General features: G+C 44.5%; 20 protein-coding genes. 15 read left to right on the top strand and 5 right to left on the bottom strand.

Annotated features, from left to right (window positions below):
- Positions 1-26: 26 nt before the first annotated feature.
- Positions 27-1334, top strand: coding sequence for an acetyl-CoA C-acyltransferase FadI (gene fadI / locus ACRRSW_RS09335; protein WP_432459188.1), 1308 nt, complete (start codon positions 27-29; stop codon positions 1332-1334).
- A complete protein-coding gene (gene fadJ, locus ACRRSW_RS09340) occupies positions 1334-3457 on the top strand; it encodes a fatty acid oxidation complex subunit alpha FadJ (protein WP_432459189.1) in 2124 nt (707 codons plus the stop codon). The genes fadI and fadJ overlap by 1 nt, the downstream gene beginning before the upstream one ends.
- A 54-nt stretch (positions 3458-3511) precedes the next feature.
- Here fadJ and ACRRSW_RS09345 read toward each other — a convergent pair whose 3' ends face one another.
- Complete coding sequence (locus ACRRSW_RS09345; protein ID WP_432459190.1) at positions 3512-6301, bottom strand: insulinase family protein; 2790 nt, start codon at positions 6299-6301, stop codon at positions 3512-3514.
- Positions 6302-6457: 156 nt separating this feature from the next.
- Here ACRRSW_RS09345 and sixA point away from each other — a divergent pair, with 156 nt between their 5' ends.
- Both sixA and ACRRSW_RS09355 read left to right on the top strand, forming a co-directional pair.
- The gene (sixA, locus tag ACRRSW_RS09350) at positions 6458-6922 is read left to right on the top strand and encodes a phosphohistidine phosphatase SixA (protein WP_432459191.1); all 465 of its coding nucleotides are present in this window, start codon (positions 6458-6460) and stop codon (positions 6920-6922) included.
- A gap of 186 nt (positions 6923-7108) precedes the next feature.
- Positions 7109-7318, top strand: coding sequence for a DUF1107 family protein (locus ACRRSW_RS09355; RefSeq protein WP_432453476.1), 210 nt, complete (start codon positions 7109-7111; stop codon positions 7316-7318).
- 30 nt (positions 7319-7348) lie between these two features.
- Here ACRRSW_RS09355 and smrB read toward each other — a convergent pair whose 3' ends face one another.
- Positions 7349-7888 (bottom strand): endonuclease SmrB, encoded by a 540-nt coding sequence (gene smrB, locus ACRRSW_RS09360; protein ID WP_432453475.1) that lies wholly within the window; start codon positions 7886-7888, stop codon positions 7349-7351.
- A 62-nt stretch (positions 7889-7950) separates the two neighbouring features.
- Here smrB and prmB point away from each other — a divergent pair, with 62 nt between their 5' ends.
- From prmB to ACRRSW_RS09385, 5 genes are all read left to right on the top strand, one after another.
- Positions 7951-8874 carry a 50S ribosomal protein L3 N(5)-glutamine methyltransferase gene (prmB, locus tag ACRRSW_RS09365; RefSeq protein ID WP_432453474.1) on the top strand — a complete coding sequence of 308 codons (924 nt, stop codon included), beginning with the start codon at positions 7951-7953 and terminating at the stop codon, positions 8872-8874.
- Between the two features lie 11 nt (positions 8875-8885).
- Positions 8886-9974, top strand: coding sequence for a chorismate synthase (gene aroC / locus ACRRSW_RS09370; protein WP_432453473.1), 1089 nt, complete (start codon positions 8886-8888; stop codon positions 9972-9974).
- Positions 9975-10028: 54 nt separating this feature from the next.
- Complete coding sequence (locus tag ACRRSW_RS09375) at positions 10029-10556, top strand: elongation factor P hydroxylase (RefSeq protein ID WP_432453472.1); 528 nt, start codon at positions 10029-10031, stop codon at positions 10554-10556.
- A 13-nt stretch (positions 10557-10569) separates the two neighbouring features.
- A complete protein-coding gene (locus ACRRSW_RS09380) occupies positions 10570-11733 on the top strand; it encodes an ATP-NAD kinase family protein (protein ID WP_432453471.1) in 1164 nt (387 codons plus the stop codon).
- Positions 11734-11803: 70 nt separating this feature from the next.
- Positions 11804-11992, top strand: coding sequence for a hypothetical protein (locus ACRRSW_RS09385; RefSeq protein WP_432459192.1), 189 nt, complete (start codon positions 11804-11806; stop codon positions 11990-11992).
- Between the two features lie 167 nt (positions 11993-12159).
- Here the strand turns inward: ACRRSW_RS09385 and ACRRSW_RS09390 are convergent, their stop codons facing one another.
- The gene (locus ACRRSW_RS09390; RefSeq protein ID WP_432453470.1) at positions 12160-13122 is read right to left on the bottom strand and encodes a diguanylate cyclase; all 963 of its coding nucleotides are present in this window, start codon (positions 13120-13122) and stop codon (positions 12160-12162) included.
- Positions 13103-14164, bottom strand: a complete 1062-nt coding sequence (locus tag ACRRSW_RS09395) for a response regulator (RefSeq protein WP_432453469.1) — start codon at positions 14162-14164, stop codon at positions 13103-13105. The genes ACRRSW_RS09390 and ACRRSW_RS09395 overlap by 20 nt, the downstream gene beginning before the upstream one ends.
- A gap of 287 nt (positions 14165-14451) precedes the next feature.
- Here ACRRSW_RS09395 and ACRRSW_RS09400 point away from each other — a divergent pair, with 287 nt between their 5' ends.
- Entirely contained in the window at positions 14452-15024 is a 573-nt protein-coding gene (locus tag ACRRSW_RS09400; protein ID WP_432453468.1) for a DUF922 domain-containing protein, read from the top strand.
- Here ACRRSW_RS09400 and mnmC read toward each other — a convergent pair.
- Positions 15010-17037: a bifunctional tRNA (5-methylaminomethyl-2-thiouridine)(34)-methyltransferase MnmD/FAD-dependent 5-carboxymethylaminomethyl-2-thiouridine(34) oxidoreductase MnmC gene (mnmC, locus tag ACRRSW_RS09405; RefSeq protein ID WP_432459193.1), complete on the bottom strand. Its 2028-nt coding sequence runs from the start codon at positions 17035-17037 to the stop codon at positions 15010-15012. The genes ACRRSW_RS09400 and mnmC overlap by 15 nt on opposite strands.
- A 114-nt stretch (positions 17038-17151) precedes the next feature.
- Here mnmC and fabB point away from each other — a divergent pair, with 114 nt between their 5' ends.
- The 5 genes from fabB (at position 17152) to truA (ending at position 24080) form a co-directional block, all read left to right on the top strand.
- Positions 17152-18369 (top strand): beta-ketoacyl-ACP synthase I, encoded by a 1218-nt coding sequence (gene fabB, locus ACRRSW_RS09410; protein ID WP_432459195.1) that lies wholly within the window; start codon positions 17152-17154, stop codon positions 18367-18369.
- Positions 18370-18545: 176 nt separating this feature from the next.
- Entirely contained in the window at positions 18546-19658 is a 1113-nt protein-coding gene (locus ACRRSW_RS09415; RefSeq protein WP_432459196.1) for a 4-phosphoerythronate dehydrogenase, read from the top strand.
- 12 nt (positions 19659-19670) lie between these two features.
- The gene (locus ACRRSW_RS09420; RefSeq protein WP_432453464.1) at positions 19671-20681 is read left to right on the top strand and encodes an Asd/ArgC dimerization domain-containing protein; all 1011 of its coding nucleotides are present in this window, start codon (positions 19671-19673) and stop codon (positions 20679-20681) included.
- Positions 20682-20865: 184 nt separating this feature from the next.
- Positions 20866-23121 (top strand): FimV/HubP family polar landmark protein, encoded by a 2256-nt coding sequence (locus tag ACRRSW_RS09425; RefSeq protein WP_432459197.1) that lies wholly within the window; start codon positions 20866-20868, stop codon positions 23119-23121.
- Positions 23122-23291: 170 nt separating this feature from the next.
- Positions 23292-24080 carry a tRNA pseudouridine(38-40) synthase TruA gene (gene truA, locus ACRRSW_RS09430; protein WP_432453462.1) on the top strand — a complete coding sequence of 263 codons (789 nt, stop codon included), beginning with the start codon at positions 23292-23294 and terminating at the stop codon, positions 24078-24080.
- The last annotated feature ends 56 nt before the right edge of the window (positions 24081-24136 follow it).

Genomic DNA, 24136 nt, shown 5'->3' on the forward strand with positions numbered 1-24136 from the left:
CCTCTTCATCGATGAAGGATACTTGAATGCACCAACAACAATCTTTAAGCACGGCCAATGGCGCTCGTATCGCCGTAGTCGCCGGTTTGCGCACCCCTTTTGCTCGTCAAGCGACAGCCTACCATGGTGTTCCTGCAGTTGACCTAGGAAAAATGGTGGTGAATGAATTAATTAAACGCGTTGATCTGGATGTGAAGCAGATCCAGCAGCTGGTGTTTGGTCAGGTGGTGCAAATGCCCGAAGCACCAAATATCGCTCGTGAGATTGTGTTAGGTACTCAATTGGATGTCTCAACCGATGCTTATAGCGTGTCGCGCGCCTGTGCCACCAGCTTTCAGGCAGCGGTTAATGTGGCGGAATCGATTATGGCCGGAACCATTGATTGTGGCATTGCAGGGGGCGCTGATTCTTCCTCGGTATTACCCATAGGGGTGAGTAAAACCCTGGCCAGAAGTTTGTTGGATTTGTCGAAGGCTCGCAGCGTTGCCCAGCGCTGGCGTATTATAAAGAAGCTGCGTTTTAAAGACATGTTGCCGGTTCCGCCAGCCGTCGCAGAGTACTCGACTGGAATGTCTATGGGGCAAACGGCGGAACAAATGGCCAAAAAACACGGTATTGCACGTGCCGCTCAAGATCAATTAGCCGTACGTTCCCATCGTTTCGCCCATCAAGCTTGGCAAGAAGGCAAACTTGATGGAGAGGTGATGACCGCCTATTCAGAGCCATATCGTAGCTTTCTGAGTCGGGATAATAATGTGCGTGGTGATTCCAATGAGGAGAAATTGGCTCAGTTAAAGCCGGTCTTTGACCGTAAACATGGTTCCGTTACTGCGGCCAATGCCAGTCCGCTGACTGATGGCGCTGCGGCGGTACTGTTGATGCGCGAAGATAAGGCCAAACAAATGGGTTTGCCTATTTTAGGATATATTCGTAGTTATGCCTTCTCTGCTATTGACGTCCATGAAGACATGTTGATGGGCCCCTCCTATGCAACCCCTATCGCCTTAGATAGAGCAGGAATTAGCTTACAAGATCTGGACTTGATTGAAATGCATGAGGCTTTTGCGGCGCAAACTCTGGCCAATATTAAAATGTTTGCCAGCGATGAGTTTGCCAAGTCGATCGGCCGTGAGAGAGCCTTAGGTGAAATCGATATGGATAAATTTAATGTACTGGGTAGCTCTATTGCCTATGGGCATCCCTTTGCAGCGACAGGGGCTCGAATGATCACCCAGATGTTAAATGAATTGGGCCGCAGAGGGGGGGGGTTAGGCTTAACCACTGCCTGCGCCGCGGGTGGTTTAGGGCTTGCAATGGTATTGGAGGTTGAATAATGGAAGCGGCAAACTTTAGTTTAAGCATCGAAGCGCAGCTTGGGCTGTTAAAAATTGATGTTCAAGGCGATAGCATGAATACCCTTAAAGCTGAGTTTGGCCCTCAGTTAGATGTCATCTTGGCTGAATTGGAAGGGCAAAGCCAGTTAAGAGCTTTGGTTATTTATAGTGGAAAACCGGATTCTTTCATTGCTGGCGCTGATATTAGTATGCTTGACGCCTGCGCGACTGAGCAAGCCGCGCAGGCTCTCTCTCAGGCTGGCCATCAAGTATTCGCACGTTTAGCTGGCTTACCTTTTCCGGTGATTGCGGCAATTCATGGTCCTTGTTTGGGAGGCGGTTTAGAGCTGGCGCTTGCTTGTGATTATCGTGTTTGTAGTACCGCAGAAAAAACTAACCTTGGCCTACCAGAAGTACAGCTAGGCTTGCTTCCTGGTGGTGGTGGTACTCAGCGTTTACCTAAATTAATTGGTTTACAGCGGGCTTTGGAAATGATGTTAACCGGTAAGCAGCTTCGCCCTAAACAAGCCTTGAAAAGTGGATTGGTGGATGAAATTGTGCCGCAGAGCATTTTGCTGGAAGCGGCCAAGAAGTATGTGGGCAAGCCAAAACGGAGGCCGAAGGCTAAGTTGAGTTTGTTATCACGATTGTTGGAAGGTAATCCCTTGGGCCGTCAATTGTTATTCTCGCAAGTGAGCAAACAAACCTTGAGTAAAACACGGGGCAATTATCCGGCACCGCCGCAGATTATCGCCTGTGTACGATCGAGTGTTGAGCAAGGCGCTGAGCGGGCTTATCAACAGGAAGCTGAACGTTTTGCAAGTTTAGTGATGAGCCCAGAATCGGCCGCTTTACGTCGTTTATTTTTTGCCGCCAATGCGCTAAAGAAAGAGCAGCTGTTTGCTGGGGTTTCTCCCCATCCAGTTGAGCGAGTCGCGGTGCTAGGCGGCGGCTTAATGGGAGCCGGAATTGCCTTTGTCTCTGCCACTAAAGCTAAGGCTCAGGTTCGGATTAAAGATGTCAGTGAAAAAGGCGTGGCGGGGGCTTTAAATTATGCCTATCGATTGCTCGATAAAAAGCGGCGACGTCGCTTCATTAGTCATGCTCAATTGCAAAAACAAATGAGTGCGCTGAGTGGAACCACTGATTTTAGTGGTATGAGCAATGCTCAAATGGTTGTTGAGGCGGTATTTGAAGATTTGCCGTTGAAGCAGCAGATGGTTGCTGATATCGAGCAACATTGTCAGCCGAAGACTATTTTTGCCAGTAATACTTCATCCTTACCGATTGCTCAAATCGCGGTAAATGCGGCTCGCCCAGCGCAGGTGATTGGTTTGCATTATTTCAGCCCGGTAGAAAAAATGCCCTTGGTCGAGATTATTCCGCATCAAGGCACCAGCGAGCAAACCATTGTGGATACCTTGCAGTTTGCTCGTCAGCAGGGGAAAACGGCGATCGTGGTGAAAGATGTGGCAGGTTTTTATGTGAACCGTATTTTGGCCCCTTATATCAATGAAGCGGCCCGCTTGTTATTAGAGGGACAAGCGGTTGAACACATCGATAAGACTATGCTTGATTATGGTTTTCCTGTGGGGCCGATGAGCTTGCTCGATGAAGTTGGGATTGATGTTGGCTCGAAGATTGCGCCGATCTTGGAAGCCGAATTTGGCGCTCGATTTAAAGCCCCTGAGGCTTTTGCAAAATTGATTGAAGATAAGCGTTTAGGCAAGAAAAATGGCCGTGGCTTTTACTTATACAGCAAGCATCAAAAATCCAAAGCGAAACCGGTCGACCACGCGGTGTATAAGCTGCTTGGGGTGACGCCACAGCCGGCGATTGAAGCCTCACAGGTGAGTGAGCGTTGTGTTTATATGATGTTAAATGAAGCGGCTCGCTGTTTGGACGAAGGAGTGATCCGCAGTGCTCGCGACGGTGACTTAGGCGCCATATTTGGCATTGGATTTCCGCCTTTCTTAGGAGGGCCATTTCGCGCCATGGACCAGATCGGTATTACAAGATTAGTCGATCAGCTCAGAGCGATGGAAGCGAACTATGGGGAACGATTTAGGCCCTGTGAGTCTTTGCTGAAGATGGCAGAGCAAGAGTTACGCTATTATCCGTAAAGAGCGGTCCAGAGCCCAAGCGAAGGCTTGGGCTCTGCAGCGTTTGGATTTCGCCTAGTTATAACTATACAACTTAGATGCTTGCTGAAATTTGACCCGACTGGTAATTGTATCACCGGTTTCTAAACGATGGGTATTCAGGGCATCCTGATTTTGATTTCCTCCACCATGACTATAAACCACCACCCGGTCACGCTTTTTACTCTTTAAGCTCATCATAAAGCGGACTAGATCCCGTCGTTCTAGTTTTTCAATACAAGCGGCCGCTGCTTGGCGCTGATTAAAGCTGAGATCTTTATTACCAATGCTGACCCAAAAGCGCTGGGCGCGGGTGCGCATGTTACTTTCCCGCTCTAGTATTTGAGCAATTAAACCCTGTTTACTATGACGCCATTGGGCATCACTTAGTTCAAACATCAGTACAGGGAAATTATCGAGAAAATCGTTGATGGCATCAAGCAAGGTTTGTGGGCGGCCATGCGGGGATTGCACATAAAAAATAATCCCAGGGTGGCGATTTAGGGGAAGATTACCGGTGCCAACGATGTAGCCCAATTGCTGTTTGGTTCGTAATTCGTTGAAGAAGGTAGAAGTCATTATATGATTACTGAGGGTATATAGGGCGATATTTTCAGAGCTTAGATCATCACTTTGGTAATAAATCATTAAGGCAGAGTCACTTTGTTGGCAATCAACCTCATATAGCAGTGTACCTTGACCTTGAATACTAATCAGTTTTCGCGGTGTTTCTTTTGAGGGGATGGTATTTGGAGAAACCTCTTGTAGGATAAATGTGCCTAACTCAAGGATTTCTGATTGCGGCCAATTTCCATAGGCAAGCATTTCGATATGAATGTTTTGGTAGAGCGTTTTCACAAAATCAGGCAAGTGTTCTAACTCGACGTCGTTGAGTGCAGCTAATAATTCGCTGGGTGGCGGATTGTTTGGTTGTAGTAAAGATGTGAGCTGACTGAACAGTTGTGAGATTGGTTTTATTTGAGTTTGATTTTGCCAATGCTTACGCAATTGCTGTTTAATGATGTCAAAACGGGCGCGTTCAAAGTGACCAAACTTGCGATTATTTAAGATCATTTTAAGCAATAGAATTTGTTTATCGCTGAAACCGGATAAATGTAAAGTATAGCCCCCCTGATGAGCATAAAGCTGATAAGACATTCCAGCTATCTCTGCTTGATAAGTCATTTCGCTGAGATGATCGAGCATCAACTCAACCATCAGCCGAGTACAAACAATATTTCGAACCGAGGCGACAGCATAACTAGAGTCAACCGATAAATAGAGATGGCCCTTAGGCACTTTAAACTCGGGTTCATTGCTGAACCATAAACGAAAACCAGCTTGATCGATTAACAGTTGTGGTTTTGCTTCGTGACCATCAACTTTGGTGAGTGGGGCCTTATTGTAGCTGAGAAAAGGGTTGCTGCTGGGGAGTTGCAAACCATTCAGTAATTTTGGGCTAGTCCAGCGCGCTAAACGCTCAGCTTCGATGCTTTTGACTGCATAAGGGGTGAAGTACCATTTTGCTACTTTGTCACATTGTTGATTGGGGGATACCACATTGATCCGCATATTGTGTGGTTCTAATTTACTTAGGCAGTGCTTGATTAAATCGTGATCATAAGACTCCATAGCATAGTCTGCGTATATCACGTCTTCTGCGGGGTAGTGCTGGAGATTAATTGCAAGATGTGAGACGAAGTCGATTGCTCTCGATTTTTCTTGATATAAAAAAGCACGTTCAAAAACTTGTTGTTTTTCTTGATAGCGCCAAGCTTGCAAACCTTGTTGGTTGATGAGCTTTATATAACTAAAAGTGGCATCAATAATTTGATCAATACATTCGACACCTTGATCGGTCAGACTATAGCTAATCGAAAAATCTTTAAAATTATGACCGCTAATCCCCCCACCTGCTGCCATCGAATTAATTAGGCCTGCGTGACGTAATAAGGCCACTAAGCTGCCAGGTCCTTCATAGCCGAGTAAATGGGCGATATAGGTGAGCGGTTTAGTGCGATAGAACTTATCCATATTGCTAAAAGCAAAACTTAAGCTTAATTTTTTTACTTCTTTGACTGCTTGAATATGGCTTTCTATGCCGAGTTGTTCAGCCAAATATAAAGGGGGGAAGCTCAGTGGTGAGACATTTAAGCGTTGGATTGGACTAAATAATTGTTCTACGTAAAGTTCCAGGGTATCTAAAGTTTGAGGGCTAATTAATGCAAGAGTCATTAAATCGGCGGAATAGTGGCTTTGATAAAAGTTAATTAAATCATCGCGAATCGAAGACTCGGCATTGTCGCTTAAGGTGTCAAGGTTACCTACCGAGAATTGACTAAAGGGGTGCGCTGGATTAACCGTTTCTTTGTGTACTTGGTAAATTCGACGTACATCATCTTTGAGTTTGAGCTGGTATTCAGAATTTACCGCCTGGCGTTCTCGCTCCACTAAATCGGGATTAAAACAGGGGCAAATGAAAAATTGACTAAAGCGGTCTAATGCTTCATCGAACCATTGATGTTCAATATCGAAATAGTAGTTAGTATGTTCGGTCCCTGTCCATGCGTTGTTGCTGCCACCATGACGATTAATGAAATTTTGATATTCGCCAGCCACAGGGTAAGAATCCGTACCCAAAAATAACATATGTTCGAGGAAGTGCGCCAAGCCCTCTCGTCCCTTTGGATCGTTAAAATGACCAATGTTTACCGCCAGAGAAGCGGCTGACTTTTGCACGCTTTCATCTTGAATTAACAGCACCTTAAGACCATTGTCGAGGGTGATTGAACGATAATTTTTCGGATCATTGGGGCTGATACGCAAGGCAAGTGTCCTTGTTGAAGTGAGTCATATGATTATCAGTCTCTTGCGAGGAGCTTGCAAACTCTGATGGATGTTTTGTGGCATTTCAATTAAATTAGCAGCCGAAGAATCAAATATACGCGTTTATTCACCCTTATTAAAAAGAAGAATCATTCTATGCAAGTTTTTATTATGCGCCATGGCGAAGCAGAGATGTTTGCTAACACGGACAGCGAACGGGCGCTTAATCAAGCAGGCTTACAAGAAGTTGGCAAAATGGCGGCGTACCTAGCACCTAAACTGACCAAGCTTGACTATGTCTTGCTCAGTCCTTATTTGCGTGCGCAACAAACATGGCAGTGTTTGGCTGAATACTTACCTGAGCCATCTAGATTAATTGAAATGGAAGAGTTGACGCCTTCAGGAGATGAAGCGGCAGTGATTGGTTTAATTCATGAGCTCGGGATTGAACAACCGACAGCAACCGTGCTTGTCGTATCACATTTACCCTTGGTGGGTTATCTGGTGGGGGGGCTGGCTGCGGAAGCTGGTGCACCTTTGTTTAGTACCGCGGCCGTGGCTGAATTGAGCCTTACGGATTGTCATGATTTAGTTTCCTTACAACATCCAATTAGCTTGTGATATTCGGTTTTATATACTCCGTCAGTGTTGTTTGACCAGTTTATTGTTTAAAATCACAAAGGTTCCTAGTTTTTTGTACTTTTGGGATCTGGCTCGCGGAACCATTAATTAAGCTGCGAAAGTCTTAGAACAAGCTAAACTCTACTTGTATCATGATTGTGTTGAAACAAGTAGTGGACGCCTCAAATGAAAATATTTTCACGTTATTCGCCAGTTAAAATAGCTCGTTATGTTAAAGCATTTTTTAAAGGACGCTTGTATATCCGAGGACGCGGAGCTTATCAATTTCAAAATGGCAAGTTAGCCACACTACCGAATTATAAAACAGGCAAGCATCGGCAAACCGTGGCTGAAGTCAATCAACAAATTGATGACTTCAGAAAAAAAGCGGCTTAAAGCCGATCTGTATTTGATGAAAAAACCACTCTAAAGAGTGGTTTTTTCATATCCGGACTGAACCAATATGAGTAAGGCACTGGAGCCGCCGTGGTCTTTCGGCGCTTGATGAAAGGCTAATACCGCAGGATGCTGAGCAAGCCACTGAGGCACCTTGGTTTTCAGTATCTGTTGTCCATGACCATGCATTACCGAGGCAACATGGTAATGTTGTTGTTGGCATTCCACCAGCAGAGCGGCGATTTCTTGTTTGGCCTGACGCTGTGTGAGTCCGTGTAAATCTAACAAAATTTCAGGTTCGTAATCGCCCCGGCGTAATTTTTTTAGCTCATAGGGATCACAATCTGTACTTTGCCAGCGCATTGGTCCTTCATCGGGCAGTAGCGGATGGTATTCATCAGAAAAGAAGAATTGCGCATTATTTAACAGAGCGCGTTGCTGTTTTTCCCTTTGTTGGCTTTTTTGCTTGATTCGTGTGGGCTCAAGACTTATTTTATCTTGTTTTATCTGGCGAACCCCTTTGAGGGCTTCCTTGAAGGCTAAAAAATCTTCGTCAGTTGGTTTTTTCATTTATTAATATCAGTTGTGCCTGAAGCCATTTATGGGTGATTGTACTTAATCTGGAGGCCAAATTGGAAAAGATATTTATCGAAGAAGCAATCGATGACTTACACACTATTCAAGATATGATCCGCTGGGCGGTGAGTCGATTTAATGCTTCAGGCGTTTTCTATGGTCATGGAACAGATAATGCGTGGGATGAAGCTGTGCAATTGGTGTTACCAAGCCTTCACTTACCCTTAGATGTTGATCCCGAAGTGCGACATGCTCGATTGACTCGTCAAGAACGTGGCCTGCTGGTGGAATTAGTGGTGAAGCGAGTTCAAGAGCGTTTACCCGTTGCTTATTTAACCAACAAAGCATGGTTTGCTGGACTTGAGTTTTATGTGGATGAGCGGGTATTAGTGCCTCGCTCGCCCTTTGCTGAATTGATTGAGACTCAATTTTCTCCTTGGTTAATTGAGTCTCCGCAGCGAATTTTGGACTTGTGTACGGGGAGTGGCTGTATTGCGATTGGTTGTGCTTATGCCTTTGCAGAGGCAGAAGTCGATGCAGTGGATATATCTGAAGATGCGCTTGCAGTTGCAGAAATTAATATTCAAAACCATGGATTAGAGCAGCAAGTTACGCCAATCTTGTCGGATGGTTTTAAGGCACTACAAGGCTTAACTTATGATTTGATTGTGAGTAACCCGCCTTATGTTGACGCCGAAGATATGGGCAATTTGCCTGAAGAGTTTAAACATGAGCCCGAGTTAGGCTTAGCTTCTGGGTTTGATGGTTTACAATTAACCAAACAAATCTTGGCTGAAGCTGCAGCACATTTAAACCCGAACGGCTTATTGATTGTTGAGATCGGTAATAGCCAAGTTCATATGCAGCAGCAATTCCCAGAAGTTCCTTTTACTTGGATCGAATTTAGTAATGGCGGGCATGGGGTTTTCATTATTAGTCGTGAGCAATTGTTAGACTGCGGCTCGCTATTTAAACAGTAAGGATAGAGTGAATGGCAGGAAATAGCATCGGCCAACTTTTTAGGGTGACGACTTTTGGTGAAAGTCATGGTGCAGCATTGGGCTGTATTATTGACGGTTGTCCTCCAGGCTTAGAAATCAGTGAAGCGATTATTCAGCAAGATCTGGATCGTCGTAAACCAGGTACCTCTCGTTACACCACCCAACGTCGTGAAGCGGATCAAGTAAAGATATTAGCAGGTGTTTTTGAAGGCAAAACTACTGGTACTTCAATTGGTTTAATGATTGAAAATACCGATCAGCGTTCGAAAGATTATTCGAACATTAAAGATATGTTTCGACCGGGGCATGCCGATTATACCTACCATCAAAAATATGGTACTCGTGATTATCGGGGTGGTGGTCGTTCTTCGGCACGAGAAACTGCAATGCGGGTTGCTGCTGGGGTGATTGCGAAACAATATCTTAAGCAACAGTTTGGCGTGGAAATCCATGCTTACTTGAGCGAATTGGGTCCAATTAAAGCCGAAATTATTGATTTTGAACAAATCGAGCAAAATCCATTTTTCTTTCCCGATGTGAGTAAGCTCGATCAATTAGATGAGTTTATGCGAGACCTTAAAAAAGAAGGTAATTCTATTGGCGCCCGTTTAAGTGTGGTGGCTACGCAAGTACCTGTAGGACTTGGTGAACCCGTGTTTGATCGATTGGATGCCGATATTGCGCATGCATTAATGGGCATTAATGCGGTTAAAGCGGTAGAAATTGGTGATGGTTTTGCCGTCGTCAATCAAAGAGGCAGCGAACATCGAGATGAAATGACTCCCGAGGGCTTCAGTTCGAATCATGCTGGCGGAATTCTGGGGGGGATATCTTCGGGTCAAGATGTGATCGCCCATATTGCGTTAAAACCAACCTCCAGCATTACCGTTCCGGGTAAAACTATTGATAAATATGGTCAGCCGATCGAAGTTGTCACCAAGGGGCGTCATGATCCTTGTGTGGGGATCCGTGCAGTGCCAATTGCCGAAGCGATGTTAGCGATTGTATTAATGGATCATTGCTTGCGTCAAAGAGGGCAAAATGGCACGGTAAACACCGAAACGCCCATTTTGCGCTAAGTTAAATTTTGACGCGATATAGAGCCCTTAAGTTATCGACTTAGGGGCTTTATTTTGCCTAAACTGAGAGGCTCAGTGATGATTCTTGATGATGTCGAACAGTTGATTGGTTTGTTTAATCAAACTTTTGTGTCTTTTAATACGATTTTGGTCGAAGGCGACGAAGAACCAATTTACTTACCCGCCGATCAACGCTTTAGTCAACATCGGGTGGTATTTGCGCATGGCTTTTACGCCAGTGCCTTACACGAAATTGCTCACTGGTGTATTGCTGGTAATGCTCGACGTCAACTGGAAGATTATGGTTACTGGTATCATCCTGATGGTCGTGATCAATCGTTGCAGCAAAAGTTTGAACGAGTTGAGGTAAAACCACAAGCTATCGAATGTGCATTTTCTAAAGTGGCGGGTCGTACTTTTCAAGTGAGTGTAGACAACTTATCGGGTTATCAAAGCGATCGGCAAGCTTTTAGCCAAGCGGTACAGCAGCAGTTTTTAGATTTTCAAAAACAAGGTTTTCCATCTCGTGCTCAACAGTTTATTGAGGCTTTAGCAAAGCTACGAGCATCATTAAGCGGGTAACTCTGAGGGACTCATGATTAAAATTGGTTTGTTGATTAATCCGGTGGCTGGCATCGGTGGTAGTGTTGCTTTGAAGGGATCCGACGAAGTGGTTGAGCGCGCTTTAGCGATGGGAGCAGAAAAGAAAGCGATGCAGCGTGCGGTTCAGGCTTTGCAATGTTTAGTACCTTTGGCGGAGCGTTTTTGTGTCTTGACCGCATCGGGTGAAATGGGCGAACAAGTATGTCAGCAATTGGATTTTAATCATCGCGTACTCTATCAAGCCCATTCGCCAAGCAGCGCTGTGGATACCAAGGAGGCTGCTGCCCTGCTCAGCGAACAACGACTGGATCTACTGGTTTTTGTTGGTGGAGATGGCACCGCCCGCGATGTGCTTAGTGTTGTTGGATCGCAACAAAACTGTTTGGGTATTCCTGCCGGATGTAAGATCCACTCTGCCGTATATGGGGTCACGCCAAAGGCGACCGGGATGGTGATTGCAAAGTTGCTACGTGGTGAGATCTTGAGTTTGAAAGTTGCTGAGGTGATGGATATCGATGAACAGGCTTTTCGTCAGGGGCGGGTGCGAGCTAAGTGTTTTGGTGAAATGCGAGTGCCTGATGAGCTTCATTATGTACAAGCGACTAAACAGGGCGGCATGGAAGTCGAAGACCTTGTGTTACAAGATATTGCCGCAGAAGTTATCGAATTAATGGACGACCAGCAGTTTATTGCAGGATCGGGGTCGACTGTTGCCGCAATAATGCAGGAGTTATCACTAGCTAATACGCTTCTGGGAGTAGATTTGGTTAAAGATCGTCAAATCCTTCAACAGGATTTGACCGAAGCGGAGTTGATAAATAGAATAGCCTCCGTAAAAACGCAGTTATTACTAACAATTATTGGTGGCCAAGGTCATTTGTTTGGTCGAGGCAATCAGCAACTCAGCCCTCGGGTGTTGCGATTGATTGGCCGAGAAAATATTGTTGTGGTAGCGACTAAAACTAAACTTAAATCTTTGCATGGACGCCCGTTGATAGTTGATACTGGCGATACAGAACTAGATAAATATTTATCTGGAAGCATCAAGGTAATTACTGGTTACCGCGATTATATTATGTATCGAGTATCGAACCCTGAAAATGAGGTTACCGATGCTCAAAAATTATGTCTCCCTACTTCAGTTGTTCCTGAATAGTTACGAAAATAATCTTAATGCGCCGCCAAAAAATGTGGTGCAGTATTTGAACGATCACTTGGGAGTCGCTGTGACTCAAACAGAGTTAAGTCGCTGTCCGATGATCCATAGTTTAAAGTCTCACATGCATATGGCCTTACTTGATGCTTACTTTAATGGTGAGACTGATGAGACCATGCAGCTGCAAGCAGAAGCATTGTGGCGTGATATGATTCAATTTGCCGACAAACAACAGCAAGACATTACTGCGGTTGCTTAAAAATGGATTCAAGTCGATTTTAGTGTCTGGGTAGGATTATCGTTATACTAAACTCATTACTGATTGATTTTGCTTGCTCAGGTCCACTATGACTAGGTTTAAGTCGATAATTTAATGAGTCGAATGGCTAAAAAAGCAAAGCCTTGGCTTTGCTTTTTTTATTTGTTTTACTCTGGTTGATGGACGCTGGTTTGATTACGGCCTTGATCTTTACTTCGGTACAAGGCTTGGTCGGTATTGCTTAGCCATTCTTTCTCACTCGCTGTCTGTTTGTCTAGTTGGGCGATGCCTAAACTAATCGTAAAGGGGACTTCTACACCTTTAACTAACGGGTTCATCTGAGCTACTTCCAGACGTAACCGTTCAGCAAAAACTAAAGCATGTTTGGCGTCAGTATTGGTGAGGATGATTGCAAACTCTTCTCCGCCATAACGCCCCGCAATATCGGTTTTACGCATAATGTTGCGTAATGTCTCTCCAAGTAAGCTGAGGATTTTGTCTCCCGTGGGGTGGCCATAGTTATCGTTGATATGTTTAAAATGGTCAATATCAAACATCAGCAGCGATGTTGGTTGAGCCGTTCTGACATAGCGCTCATATTCTTGTTCCAAGCGATCTTGCCAGTAGCCACGATTGTAAAGTTGAGTGAGCTTGTCGGTACGACTGAGCACCTTAAGTTTTTCGTTTACTTTTATGGTTTCGAGTCTGTTGACTGCGCTATCGGTAACATCATAAATAATTAAACTAATATGAGTTACCACGCCGGTTAGAGAGGTGAGCGGGATAATGGTGATATTTTGATACATAAAATCTACCGTACCAGTGATTGGCCGATAGTTTTTAAATGGAAATACATGAGGACGTTGCTCCCAGGTTGTGAAAGCGCGGTTTTTTAAAAAAAATACCGAATCGATCTTATGTTTTAACCAGTCTTCGGGAAGCTCTGGAAATAAGCTAAATATGCTTTGGCGCTGGGCTTGGTCGGCGCGAAGACCACTATGCGCCTCCATAAAATTGTTCCAAATTTGAACATTATAGTCTTTGTCTAGTACGACCAAACCGACATCGATGGTTTGTATCATGTCTAGCATCCAGTGGAACTCGTTCATTTCATTTTGATGTTGGTTCATGATGATCAAATAAGTAAGAGATTTTATTGTTAAGTGTTGGCAAGGAATCTTCGGTAATCAACAGTAACAAGTCACATTGAATATTGTGCTTTTCAATGGTGTAGTTGATCTCAATAGCTAAAGTTTTTTGCCAGCGATGGGTATTGTTTGCGATTAGTTCACTAAGATTACAATGTTGACCTAATACAACGGGGTGTCCTTGTGAAAAGCCAAGGTCGAGTTGATCAGAGACGCCTTGTAAACATGCCCCAATCAGAATATTGGCGATGTCCATCAGCACTTCCAGTTGACCGTTATCGTCAAGTTGTCCTTTATATTTCATTAACTTAGACATATCGGTGAAGCTTGAATCATGAAATAGCAGTAACGCCTCTCCGGCAATACCTGCACCAATGAAACCTTGGCATACTGCTGACATTTGTTCATTTTCTTCAACCGAGCTCAGTGCCATATGTAGTTCACTGGTTTCCAAAATGTTGACATTGGGGATGGGTAATACAATAAATGTATCGAGCAAACGCGCGAGTAAATCAGCGGCTCTACCCATGGCAACGTTGGCTATTTCCTGATAATGGTCTCGATAATCAACGATTTTGGGTGACAAAGTGTCTTTTGCAGGCGCGGGCATTTGGTCTAAAGCCGCTAAATCGCTCTCTAACTCGAGTAATTGCTGGGACTCAACGATGCCATAAGCCAATAGTATTTCGTCAATTTTGGCTTTGTTTGTCGGTTTTTTTATAAAATCTAAGGCGCCGAGTTGTTTTACGCGAGAGTAGGCTTCTGGCTGAATATCTCCAGAGACTACAATGATCAGTGCTGGTAAATCATTGCTTTGAACTTGCTGTAGTACTTCGTAGCCATCCATGATTGGCATGTTTAGGTCGAGAAACACCACATCGCCTTTTCCTTGGCGAATTAAGTCTAAGCCTTCTTGTCCATTTGTGGCAAAGCTGATCTCGACATCCCAGCCTGGCGGTAGACTACGTGCCATTTGTTTTCTAGCGAGATTGGAATCATCGCAGATTAAAATAGGTAACGACATAATATATTATCAACTCTCCTTGTCTTTTTACAGTATGAGACGAAATGCCTTGTTTGCTAAGGCGGAAGCGGTAAAAGTTTACATTGAGGGGCTGCGCTTTGACGTTCTTCACAAAAACAGCCTTGGTTTTATATCTAAAGATAAGTTTAGTCGAGAAGTATTTGATTATTCGTTAAAGTTTTATGCTTAACTAAAACAGCTGATATGCTGAAAGCTCAAGTATTTAATATGTCCAATGACTTAAATCTCGATTTCGTGCCGATAATCGATTATCTAGAGGACCAAATGTGAGACGAGCGAAATGGAATGGTAGAGTTATCCTATTGGTTTTTATATTATTTTCTCCAGTAGTCCATGCTGCGTCGGTACAAAGCGAGATCGAATATTATGATGTTAATGCGGGGGATTTAAAGCAACTTCGCGCTCAACTCATGTCTGAAGGCCCGCTGAAAAGAGGGCATCATTATAGTATTTCTGGACAATATTTGTTTAATTGGACTCCGAAAGTTGCGCGTAGAAACGCGCGTTGTGAGTCTTTAAGTCCCGAACTATTGTTACGCGCCGAGTTAATTATGCCGCGCTGGATAAGCCAAAGTAAAGCTGACTTTGCGACTCAACAATCATGGATAAGCTATATTGCTGCGGCCCAGCAATATCATCAAAAAATTGCTTGGCTCATTGAACAAAGTGCAGAACGTTTTGTTCAACAAACCAAAGGCTTGTCGGCTGCTGGTTGCCAACAACTAGAAGCGCTTATCAATGCTAAAGGGCGAGCTGCTTTAGCGAATGCGCGGCAAAAAATCCGAACCTACCAACGTCAAACTGCCTATGGTGAATCATTAGGTTTAACGATACCTTAATTCTAAGGGGCGATTTTTAAGTAGGCGTCGATTCCAAAATCGGTGTGGATGCAGATTATTTAAGGTGGATAGCTTCACAGGGATCGGTTCTTCACAAAGCTGAGCAGCTAACAATTCACCAGCAAAAGGCGCACTACAAATACCACGTGAACCAAAGCCTGTGGCAACAAAACAGCGAGGATAGGCGGGAGGACTTTGCTTCTGCCAGTTCAGTAAATAGTCGGGGTGATAGATCCGTTCTAGATCTGGTAATTGTCCTAATAGCGGGAAGTGGTCTCGCACTACACAGCGTATCGCGGCTCGGCCTTTTAGGTCCGCAAATTCAAGTTGTGTATTCCAACTTTGGGCTTGGCAATCGCGCAACGACTGTAAGTTCTCTTGGCCTTCTTGCTCATTGAGCTGGGTCTCTAAGTTGTTTCTTTTATAGCTCGCGCCAATGCAGTGTTGTTGATGATTGGCTGGCGTGAGGTAACCCTCATAACATAAGATTTTCTTTAGTTTAGAAAGCTGCGGGCTGCTCTGAATATGGCTCACTTGGCCACGCACTGGAGTGAGTGGTAATTGACGGCCTTGCTCTAACGCTAACAATTGGTGCGCATTGCAAAAAACTAGATTGTCATGCTCAATAGTGGCGTTTTCGAAGTGCAGTTGAACGCCTTGCTCTGCAATATCGAATTTTTTAAGCTGATGCTGATATTGAATATTTAGTAGACCGCTATTTTGTGCCGCAATTAATAGCGCCTCAACACATTGCTTGGCATTGATCCAGCCAGCTTTAGGATAATATAAGGCTTCACTGGATAATTTTAAGCCAGCTAATTCACTCGCTAGTTCGGCAGAAACTATATCGACCAGCTCCTTAGGATAACCTGCTTGCACAATATTTTGATTTTTTTTGGCTGATTTACTATCGTGGCTTAATTGCAGTAGCCCACAATACTGATGTTCGATACTCAAGTTCTGTTGTGTTAACTGGGCAATGATTTGCCGTTGGTAGTTGAAGGCGTGTTGAAAAAAGTCACTCACATGTGGCTGATTAGGACTGAGCAGGGGGTAAACCGCACCTTGTCGATTCCCCGACGCTTCGGCTGCAGCTTGTGTCGCTTGTTCGTAAATGGTGACTTTGATGCCCCGCTTAACTAGCGCATAGGCGAGGCTGGCACCTGCAATGCCAGCTCCGATAATCGCAACATCGTCCTTTGCCTGGATGCCTTTACGATGATATAAACCTTGCGCTAGGCTAGGCAGCTCTTGAGCTGCCTGATATTGGCCGATTAGCATTTCTCGTTTTCGACCATAGCCTTTGGTTTTTCTTGCCTCAAAGCCTGCACTGATTAAGCCTCGTCTGACAAAACCTGCGGCGGTGAAGGTGGCGAAGTTAGCTTCAGGAACGGACAATTTTGCCATACCATTAAATAAATCCTGCGACCACATGTCGGGATTTTTACTGGGAGCGAAGCCGTCGAGAAACCAGCTATGAACTAAACCTTCGTCGGGGCACGGTATTTCGGGAAGGTGCTGATGCACATCGCCGACCCAAATATCTAAGGTGATCGCAACCGGGTGGCTAAAATTTATGCGATGACATCCTGGTGTCATAATCTCTGGATAATATTTCACTAGCTGGCTGGCAAATTCATTTAATTCGGGCCACTGAGCTAAGGCTTGGCTTAGATCTTTTACTGCTAAAGGATGTTTTTCAAAGCTAATAAAATGCAGTCGTTTGACAGCCGTTGATGGCTGCTGAACTAAAAATTGTTGGTAGTGTTGCCAGGTGGCTAGAAAATTAAGGCCAGTTCCAAACCCGGTCTCGGCAATGACATAGCTGGTTTTATTGTGGTTAAGCCAACGTTCAGTAAGTTGATTTTGTTCAATAAATACATAACGACTTTCGGCTAATCCATTATCGATAGAGAAATAGACATCGTCGTAGTCGGTCGCCACTGGTGTGCCTTCGGGACTCCAATGGATGGTTGCAATGGTGCTGTTGTTCTCATTATTTGTCGAAGACAAAATTTAACCTCGATTTTTACTAGAAAGTTTAAGCGTACACGTGTACTCTCATCCGACCAGATTAAGCTGCAAAATGGGTAACATAGCAGCAAATACAATCCGTGAGACCATCTGATGAAAAGAGCAGTTATCACCGGGCTAGGTATTATATCTAGTATCGGTAACAATAAAGAAGAAGTATTAGCATCATTGCAGGCTGGTAAGTCAGGCATTACTCATTCAGCTGAATTTGAAGAAATGAAGTTGCGTAGCCAAGTATGGGGTGATTTAAAAATTAATCCTGCGGAGCATATTGATCGTAAGGTCATGCGTTTTATGGGCGATGCTGCTGCGTTTTCATATATGTCTATGGAGCAGGCGATAGCTGATGCGGGTTTAGGCGAAGCTCATGTATCTAACGAGCGCACCGGTTTAGTGGTGGGTTCCGGTGGTGCGTCTTCGAAAAACCAAACTGAAGCTGCCGATATCTTACGGACTAAAGGTGTTCGTCGTATCGGCCCTTACATGGTGCCGAGAACGATGTCGAGCACCACCTCAGCCTGTTTAGCAACACCTTTTAAAATAAAAGGTGTGAACTATTCAATTAGTAGTGCTTGTGCAACCAGTGCACACTGTATCGGTCATGCTCTTGAGTTAATTCAATTAGGTAAGCAAGACGTGGTATTTGCGGGCGGTGGGGAAGAGTTGCATTGGAGCCTGGCTATGGAATTTGACGCCATGGGCGCTTTATCAACCAAGTTTAATGAGACACCAGAACTTGCTTCTCGTACCTATGATACAGACCGTGATGGTTTTGTAATTTCAGGTGGTGGCGGTATGGTGGTGGTTGAAGAGCTTGAACATGCACTGGCTCGGGGCGCTAAAATTTACGCTGAAATCGTCGGTTATGGCGCAACTTCTGATGGTTATGACATGGTTGCGCCTTCGGGCGAGGGCGCAGTACGCTGTATGCGTCAAGCCATGCAGAATCTGACGGGTGATATTGATTATGTGAATACTCATGGTACCTCTACTCCTGTCGGTGATGTAAAAGAGTTAGGGGCGATTCAGGAAGTGTTTGCTGGTAATAGCCCTCTGATTAGTGCAACTAAAGCGATGACGGGTCATGCGCTAGGGGCCGCCGGTGTACATGAAGCAATATATTCTTTATTGATGATGGAAAATGACTTTGTTGCACCGAGCATCAACATCAATACCTTGGACGATCAAGCCGAAGGTCTGAATATTGTGGCCAATCAAGCTCAACCGGCCAAATTAAATCGTGTGATGTCGAACAGTTTTGGTTTTGGTGGCACAAATGCCACTTTAGTGATGGAACGCTTTCAAGACTAAAAACCTAGTGCTAGGTGAATGAGCCGCCAGCAGGCGGCTTTTTTGTTTTTTAGATCTCTGAACTGGTATTTTTCACTAAAAAATAACGCCGTGTATCTGCAAGCTTAAAGTTCACCGAACTCTCGCTTGTGTTATATTGCTGCTATTGAAAATCGTGGATTGCAGTTGAACGCGAAATGAAAATAGTTGTAGATGAAAATATCCCCTTCGCCCAGCAAATATTAAGTCAACATGGCAAAGTTGTGCCAGTCGATGGACGGACGATACGGGCTGAGCAGTTGCTTGATGCGGATGCGCTGCTGGTGCGCTCGGTAACCCAAGTAAATCGAGCATTGCTTGCGCAGGCGCAACATCTGAAGTTTGTTGGCACCGCAACCATTGGTACCGAACATGTCGATCAATGCTATTTGGCGCAGCAAGGGATTGCCTTTGCTAGCGCGCCGGGCTGTAATGCCGTTGCGGTTGGTGAATATGTTATTACTGCTTTGCTGGCTGCGGCTGATTTTCGTCAGCAGCCTTTACAAGGTCAAACGATAGCGATTGTTGGCGCAGGTAATACCGGGAGCCAAGTCGCTAAATGTGCAGCTGCAGTTGGCATGCAAGTGTTGTTGTATGATCCACCTCTGGCCGACCTGGGACAGCTAAGTCACTCGGTAAGCTTTGAACAAGTGCTCGCTGCAGATATCATTAGCTTACACGTACCTTCGACTAAAACTGGCGAATATCCAAGCTACCATTTGTTTAATCAAACGGTGTTAAGTCAGCTGCAGCCTCGGCAAATTTTAGTCAATGCTTGTCGTGGAGAAGTCATCGATAACCAAGCGTTATTAGCTTTGGCCGAGCAGCAATTGGCACCATTACTTATTTTAGATGTTTGGGAAGGAGAACCAGCGGTGCTGACTCCTTTGGTTAAGCATGCATTTATCGCGACACCACATATTGCTGGCTATAGCCTTGAAGGAAAAATGCGTGGCACTAGTATGGTTTATCAGGCCATGTGTCAAGCTTTAGGCTTAAAGGTGAATGATATTAGTGACCAGCTATTGCCGTTGGCCGAGTTTAATGAGATCCGTGTTGCGGCATTATCTGGTGAGGCACAACTGACCAAACTGAGTCAGTTGGTGTACGATATTTTTGCCGACGATCGACGCTTTCGAAGCCATGGTTTAAGCCCAGAAGGCTTTGACCAATTAAGAAAACATTACCCGCAGCGCCGCGAATTTAGTGTATTGCGGGTGGTTAATCAAGAGAAGCAAGCTGAGTTAGCTCAACTTGGTTTTAATCGTTAAGAGAAAAAATAGATGCAACAGTTTCATAATGTCGCCATTATTGGCGCCGAAAGTGAGTTAAGCCAACATTTGTTGAGTGAGCTTGAACAACGTGAGTTTCCTCTGGCGCAGCTTTTTCCCATCAATGTAGAAGCTGAAGTCGAAGAAGATCGCCAGTTAAAGTGGCAAGGGCAGTCAATAGATGCGGCTGATCCGCAATTAGTGAATTGGTCAGAATTGAGTATTGCTTGGTTAATGTCTAATCAGGAATCCGCTCTCGATCTGGCTGAACAAGCCTGTCAGTTGGGTTGTATCGTGATTGATATGGTTGACGCGAAACCTGAGACTGCGACTTGGGTTCATGCAGACCTTAACCCCGAACATATTGCTGAGGGGGTCACCGAGCGTTGGTTGTCTTGTCCTTCTAGTTTGGCCGGACAGCTGTCTTTGTTGTTGCATATCATTCAGCAAGATGTCGAGCTTGAGCGGGTCGAAGTGAACGCGCTGCTTAGTGCGGCCAACAAAGGCAAAGCGGGGGTTGATGAGTTAGCGGGACAAACAGCGCGTTTGTTAAATGGTCTTCCTGTAGAAGCCAAGCTTTTCCCTCAGCAATTAGCCTTTAATATGCTACCTGAACAAGGAAATGAGCTGCTACAGGGGAGCAGTGAGTTTGAAGCTGAGTTAAGTTTGCAATGTCGCTATCTGTTGCAAGCCCCTGAATTAAGTATCAATGTTAGTGCTATGCATGTTCCAGTATTTTATGGTGATAGCTTGTCTGTGCATCTATATGCGACTTATGCTTTAGATAGGCTGACTATTTGTGAATACTTGGAGCAACACTCCGCTTTTGAATTGATAGAAAACGAATTGGTGACCCCCGTTAGCAATATTGCGAATAGCGATACCATCTCGATTAGCCGTTTAAGGCAGAATTTGAGTGATGAACGTGGCTTGAATCTTTGCTTGATGGCTAATAATCCATTAGCGGGGGTGGTGAAGAATGCTGCGCAGATCGGCGAAACCTTGATAAAACAATATATTTAATTGAGTAAGCGGTTTAGATTATTGACACTGCGCCGATAACTCTAGTTGAGGAAAAGCGCAGTAAAATGGGATCTAGGCGTAAACTGTTAGCTGTTTAGCTAGATCAGCTTTTGTTAGCTGGTTATATTAAAGAGATAACAAGGATTGAGTTATTCAGTCTAAAGGATGAACACAAGGAAATACTATGGGGCGGAAGATTTCCCTCGTTGCATTGTCAGCCGTTTTATCACTGATGGTATTAAGACCTGCCATTGCCGAAGACAATGGAACCTTTTATGTCGAGTTAGTTGGCCCCGACGAAGTCGTTGGAGAGCCTGAGCCGCAAATTTATGGCCCAGTACGCAGCAACGATACCTTATGGGCGATTGCCAGCCTAAATCGGCCCTCCCGCTCAGTCAGCGTATATCAGATGATGTACGCAATCTTGAAAAAAAACCCACAAGCCTTCAATAACGGTAATATAGATTCGATTATTAATGGTAGCTTCTTAACCTTGCCTGTTGCGGCAGAGGTGGAGTCTGTTAACCATCAAATGGCGGTGAATGCATTAGCGCCAAAACCTAAACCGAAACCTGTCAAAAAGACTGTTGTTACCAATCCTACAGCTAGTTCAGCGGTTGAAAAACCAGTAATGGCCGAGTCAGTAAAGGTTAATGCAGCGGCTTTAGAGCAAACAGAGCACAATTTAGATTCCTTGCGTGACAAGTTAGAAACTCGTATCGACGAGTTAGAACAACTGAAACGTCAAGAATTTGATGTATTAAAACAGCAAATGGATGAGTCTAGCCAACAAATGATGGGTTTGGCTGAAGTCAATCATCGGATGAAGATGCGCATCCAAGAGTTAAGCGATGAATTGGCTGGTATCCGTGAAGAATTAAATGAAAACCGTAAGAATCAGACGCAAATATTACAATTATTAGAAAAGCCCAAAGTTGATGTTCTCGAGAACCAACCGGAAACCTCCTGGATGTCTGAGTTTTTCTCCTCGCCGCTGAATATTGGCTTAGTTGTCTTTATTCCTATTTTGCTCATTGCTTTAGTGATCACCTTAGTGCTTCGGCGTAAGGCTAAACGAGAGTTGGAAGAGCAAGATAAAGAAATGGCTGAGTCGACGATTTCGTTAATGGATGAAGAAGATGAATTTTCTAAGTTATTTAGTGAAAATCTAGATCCTGAAGATGAATCCTCAGATGAATTTGCGAGTGACTTTGCTGAAGAACCCGATTTAAGTGTTGAAGACGCAGCATTGGTCGCCGACGAAGACTCGGATGATTTAGAGCCAGAAACAGAGGAAGCTAGTTTTGAAGATTTTGCATCCACTCAGCAGAATTTAGAAGATGAGATAGCGCTTGATGAAAGCGAAATGTCAGCTTTAGATGATTTTGAGATGGATGATTTGGTGCCTGATGATACTGATGCCCCGCTAAATACATCAGAGCCAGAGGAGGACTCCGATTCGATCATTAGTGCCGATGATTTAGCCGCGGCTTTAGCTTTGGACGATGATGAAGATCTATTTGATGTTGCCAAAAGCGAACCACTCGATGAATCTGAAGAGATATCTTTTGAAGATGCGTTAAAGCAGCAGCAAGCAATGGAGGCGGAACTTTCAGAGGTTAGCGATCAAGATAAAATAGACCTCGATAATATTGATTTATCAGAAGACTTGGTTAATGACGAGCTAACCGAGCAGGCGAGTACTGCAGCGCCTGAAATTCAGGAAGAGTCTCCGGAAGCTGAAGTTGGATCGGAAGATGAGTTTGAAACTGAAACTGAAACTGAAACGCCGCTCGCTACAGAGCTGGAATCTGAGTTGGTCGACTTTGATTTAGATGATGATCAAGTCGACTTGGCAGATATAGAATTAGCAGATCCGACTATCGAAGATGAGAGCGATAGTAACCAGTTTGCTGAAGCAAGCCAACCAGAAGCGCCATTAGACGTCGATTTAGCTAACTTAGAGCTTGAGAACAACGTCGTTGACATTGCTGCGGAGCCAGAGGTTTCAGCTGAGCAGGCTATGGATGCTGATGACGATATCGATGGGATGTTTGCTGATTTTGGTGAAGATATCTTTAAGCAAGATGCGGAACCAACGGATAGTGAGCTTCCCTCCCGTAGCGAAATCGAAGCACGCGAGTTTGTGGATATCGACATGTTGCTAAATGATGCCGATGAGCAGGAGGGTGATGATAATGATCCCTACGATAAGCCAAGTTTAGATCTGGAATTAGACTCTTTCCCAGACGTCTTACCGCAGGATGATAAGACTGATGTTGATATTAATGCAGAACTTGCTTCGAAGTTAGATTTGGCGAGAGCCTATTTAGAAATTGATGATCAAGATGGTGCGAAAAAGATTTTACAGGAAGTCATGGTCAGTGATGATCAGTCACTGAAAAAGGAAGCCGAAGACTTACTCGCTCGTTTTAGTTAGCATTAAGACCAACAATGGTTTTATACCATTGTTGGTTCAATTCTGTTCCGACCCGTCCGGCTCGATATTTACAGCATATTGTCGCTATCCCCCTTAACGTTGAATAAGCGGTGACTTTATTCAGTCATTTTTTTATTATATGCGGCTAAAGTTATTACTAGTGGAAAATTATGCGCATTGCTCTGGGCATCGAATATGATGGTGCCGGTTATTTTGGTTGGCAGCGCCAACGAGAAGTAAAATCAATTCAACAAGAATTGGAAGCCAGCTTATCGGTCGTGGCAAATACGAGTATTGGAGTACAGTGTGCAGGACGTACCGATGCTGGCGTGCATGCCACGGGGCAGGTGGTTCACTTTGATTCGCCTGTTGAGCGAAAGATGGCTGCATGGACCCTAGGTGTTAATGCCAATTTACCTAAAAATATTGCGGTACGTTGGGCCCAGCCTGTGAGTGATGAATTTCATGCTCGCTTTAGCGCAACGGCTAGGCGTTATCGGTATGTTATTTATAATAGTCGTTATCGCCCTGCGGTGTTGTCCCAAGGGTTGAGTTTCTACCATCATCCTTTAGATGTAGAATTAATGGAGCAGGCTGGACAAGCATTATTGGGTGAGCAAGACTTTACTTCATTTCGTGCGCTACAATGTCAAAGTCGTAGCCCCTGTCGTCGCTTGGAGCACTTGAAGGTGACCCGGTATAACGATTATGTTGTCGTAGACATTAAAGCGAATGCCTTTGTGCATCATATGGTGCGCAATATCGTGGGTAGCTTACTCAAAGTCGGGCAAAAAGAACGTCCCATTGAATGGATCGCTGAATTGTTGGCCCTGAAGGATCGAGCACAAGCTGCTGCAACCGCGAAAGCTGCGGGCCTATACCTGGTAAAGGTTGATTATCCGCAGCAATTTAATTTACCGGAACAAGCAATGGGGCCGTTGTTTTTGCCAGCAAGTTAAAAAAAATGTAACGTGATGAAGGGTTAGACCAGTTTTAAGTAAAACATTGTGGCTAA

It is taken from the genome of Agarivorans sp. QJM3NY_25, assembly GCF_050870875.2.
In the GTDB taxonomy this organism is placed as follows: Bacteria; Pseudomonadota; Gammaproteobacteria; order Enterobacterales; family Celerinatantimonadaceae; genus Agarivorans.

Coding starts and splice junctions, on each gene's coding strand:
- fadI (WP_432459188.1), top strand. CDS start 27: ATGCACCAACAACAATCTTTAAGCACGGCCAATGGCGCTCGTATCGCC.
- fadJ (WP_432459189.1), top strand. CDS start 1,334: ATGGAAGCGGCAAACTTTAGTTTAAGCATCGAAGCGCAGCTTGGGCTG.
- sixA (WP_432459191.1), top strand. CDS start 6,458: ATGCAAGTTTTTATTATGCGCCATGGCGAAGCAGAGATGTTTGCTAAC.
- ACRRSW_RS09355 (WP_432453476.1), top strand. CDS start 7,109: ATGAAAATATTTTCACGTTATTCGCCAGTTAAAATAGCTCGTTATGTT.
- smrB (WP_432453475.1), bottom strand. CDS start 7,888: ATGAAAAAACCAACTGACGAAGATTTTTTAGCCTTCAAGGAAGCCCTC.
- aroC (WP_432453473.1), top strand. CDS start 8,886: ATGGCAGGAAATAGCATCGGCCAACTTTTTAGGGTGACGACTTTTGGT.
- ACRRSW_RS09380 (WP_432453471.1), top strand. CDS start 10,570: ATGATTAAAATTGGTTTGTTGATTAATCCGGTGGCTGGCATCGGTGGT.
- ACRRSW_RS09390 (WP_432453470.1), bottom strand. CDS start 13,122: ATGAACCAACATCAAAATGAAATGAACGAGTTCCACTGGATGCTAGAC.
- ACRRSW_RS09395 (WP_432453469.1), bottom strand. CDS start 14,164: ATGTCGTTACCTATTTTAATCTGCGATGATTCCAATCTCGCTAGAAAA.
- fabB (WP_432459195.1), top strand. CDS start 17,152: ATGAAAAGAGCAGTTATCACCGGGCTAGGTATTATATCTAGTATCGGT.
- ACRRSW_RS09415 (WP_432459196.1), top strand. CDS start 18,546: ATGAAAATAGTTGTAGATGAAAATATCCCCTTCGCCCAGCAAATATTA.
- ACRRSW_RS09420 (WP_432453464.1), top strand. CDS start 19,671: ATGCAACAGTTTCATAATGTCGCCATTATTGGCGCCGAAAGTGAGTTA.
- ACRRSW_RS09425 (WP_432459197.1), top strand. CDS start 20,866: ATGGGGCGGAAGATTTCCCTCGTTGCATTGTCAGCCGTTTTATCACTG.
- truA (WP_432453462.1), top strand. CDS start 23,292: ATGCGCATTGCTCTGGGCATCGAATATGATGGTGCCGGTTATTTTGGT.